The 2,458-nt window shown below is 66.8% G+C and carries 3 protein-coding genes and 1 pseudogene; 2 read left to right on the forward strand and 2 right to left on the reverse strand.

Annotation, left to right across the window (positions count from 1 at the left end; all coding sequences use genetic code 11):
• Nucleotides 1-450 precede the first annotated feature (450 nt).
• Nucleotides 451-651 carry a hypothetical protein gene (locus ACWC5O_RS45285; protein WP_355837882.1) on the forward strand — a complete coding sequence of 67 codons (201 nt, stop codon included), beginning with the start codon at nucleotides 451-453 and terminating at the stop codon, nucleotides 649-651.
• A 73-nt stretch (nucleotides 652-724) separates the two neighbouring features.
• Here ACWC5O_RS45285 and ACWC5O_RS45290 read toward each other — a convergent pair.
• Nucleotides 725-1,044 (reverse strand): annotated as a pseudogene (locus ACWC5O_RS45290) (transposase); the annotation flags it as partial.
• Between the two features lie 18 nt (nucleotides 1,045-1,062).
• Between ACWC5O_RS45290 and ACWC5O_RS45295 the strand changes: the two are divergent.
• Nucleotides 1,063-1,203 (forward strand): hypothetical protein, encoded by a 141-nt coding sequence (locus ACWC5O_RS45295; RefSeq protein ID WP_355837878.1) that lies wholly within the window; start codon nucleotides 1,063-1,065, stop codon nucleotides 1,201-1,203.
• A 46-nt stretch (nucleotides 1,204-1,249) separates the two neighbouring features.
• On the opposite strand, the gene ACWC5O_RS45300 is transcribed toward ACWC5O_RS45295, so the two are convergent.
• The coding region (locus tag ACWC5O_RS45300; protein WP_450781371.1) for a transposase at nucleotides 1,250-2,458 on the reverse strand (1,209 nt) is incomplete at its 5' end.

Raw genomic sequence — 2,458 nt, forward strand, 5'->3', positions numbered from 1 at the left:
GGTGGGGTCGGGGATGTTGGCCGCGGAGCCGACGAGGCCCGAGCTGGAGCGGTTCTTCTTCCTGGACGACGTGGACCGGGACCTGATCGCCCTGCGGCGGACGGAGCATCACCGGCTGTGCGCGGTATCCCGCCCTCACCCTGTATTCAGGAGAGGATTGCCCGGAGGGGGCCGGAGACCGGCCGGTCGGGGAGGGGGGGAACTCGGGGTGCGTTGGCGCCGCCCAAGACCTTCACCCTTTCAGCTGATTAAACCGTGTTGCAGCTAGGGAAGTGATATCCCATGACGCAAAAGAGAACGGATGTGGACACGGGTGCGTCGTGTTCCTGCGAGTTCTTCTGTCTCAGCTACCCTTCCTGCATCTGCATTTACGTGTACGACCCCCCACACTGCAATTGCGAGTGCTATGGCTCATACGAGCGCAAGACCAAGGGGAAGGCGCCTCGCGGGTTGAGCCGCGAGACGATGGTCCAGATCTCGGTGCGAAACGCCTCCATGGTGGAGCTCGGCACGCGGTTGTCCGAGTGGTGCGATTTTGAAATCTTTGTACCGGCGCGTGCCTTCGAGAACAAGGTCACGAAGAAATTGACGAAAGTTCCCTTGGAATCGGCGATTAAGGAACTGGGAATGCTGATCGCCGATCGTCAGTGACGCGGCAGGCTACGGTGTCTACGATGCGCGCCGTTTGCCTAGGCGGGCAGTGAACTTGAATCCGTAATGTTTGTCAGTCGTCCATGACCAGGCCGGTGCCGGTGAGGCAGCCGTCGACCACGTCGGGGCGGTACCGGATCTGCTTGAGCCTGTGCTTCACGGCCCTGGTGATCTGGCTCAGGTCGGCTGCGGCAAGGTTGCCGATGTCGCGCTTAACCATCGACCAGATGCCCTCCTGTGGGTTCAAGTCCGGTGCGTACGAGGGCAGCTGGAAGACCGTGAGCCAGTCGGCGTTCGCGGCGATGAACTCCCGCAACAGGGCTGTCAGGTGGATGCGGACGTTGTCCCAGACCAGGACGATCGACCGCCGAGCTGGATGCGGGCCCGGATGAGCATTGCCGCATCACCGCGGTGAGCATCGCCGTGCGCTTCGGCTCCGCCGCCCGCTCCAGCAGCGGCGCCTTCGACCCCAGCGCGTACCGGGCCAGCGCCGCCATCCGGTTCGGCGGGATCTGCGACAGCCTCAGCCGCCCGAGCCGGTACGCGGGATAACCGCAGTACCGATGTTCCCCAAGGCCGGGTCAGTGCGGGGCGTGCGTCATCGCACCTCCGCGGTTGATCGGTCGGCGGCGTCCGCCGGAGTACGGGGGCGGGGCACCGTGAGCCCCAGGTCGAGGCGCTTGTCCATGTCCAGCCGGAACGTGCCGTACGGGTTGACGTTCGACCAGAACAGCGCGGTCAGGCCGCGCCGGTCATCGTCGCTCAGCTTCTTCGCCCACGCGGGTTCGGCCAGGACCTGCTGCACCAGCAGGGTGTTGACGTGCACGAGGCTGGACTGGAGCAGGTGCAGGGCGAGCATCGAGGTCTCGGCGTGCTCCTTGTCCGGGCCGGTGAGGGCGCCGTCCTTGCCGTAGTGCAGCACGGTGTTCGCCGAGTTCCAGTTCTCCACGACCTGGAGGCCCCCGTGGATCTCCCGGCGTAGGCCGGGGCTGGCGAGGTAGTCGCAGGCGAAGACCGTGCGCACGGCGCGGCCGAGTTCTTCGAGCGCGGCGTAGGTGGGGTGCTTGGGGCCGCCGCGCGTGAAGCGCCGCAGCACCTGCTCCGCCTCCGCCGTGCCGAGGCGGAGCGCGGTCGCGTACTTCACCATCTGGTCGTACTGCTGCTCGATCAGCTCCCAGCGGATCGGCCTCGTCAGCGAGCCGCCGAGCGCCGGCCAGCCCGGCGGGGCGTCGTCCGGGCGGTACAGGCGGATGCTGCCGATGTTCTTCAGCCGCGGCAGCAGCCGGAAGTTCAGCAGCTCAGTGAACGCGAACCCGACCACCGAGGCACCGTGGGTGTCGACGTACTGGGACTCGATCTCGGCGTCCGTGCAGTGCCGCAGCAGGCCCTCGATCATCGCCGCGACCTCGGACGACGAACAGGACTTGAGCTGGGAGTAGATGCAGACGTTTTTCCGCTCGACGTGCCAGTAGATCATCACGCCGTTGCCGCCGTAGCGGGCGTGGTACTCGGTCATGAAGTTCGAGGACCAGGACCCGAACTTCTTCGAGTCCGACGCGCACGCGGTGCCCTGCCCCCACCAGTCGGCGTCCCGGGCCGCAAAGGTGCCGTTCACCAGCCGGGTGACGGCCGCGCGGAGGTTGTCGACGGTGATGAAGTGCCGGCGGACGTGCCGCAGGGCCGCCTCGGTCTCGCCGTGCTCGCCGGTCGCCACGATCGCCCGGATGCCCATGTTGGTGCCCAGGGCGAAGAGGGCCAGCAGGAGGCGGCGCTGGAGGACGTCTCGGTCGATGCGTTCGTACGCGGC

The organism is Streptomyces sp. NPDC001450, assembly GCF_053597295.1.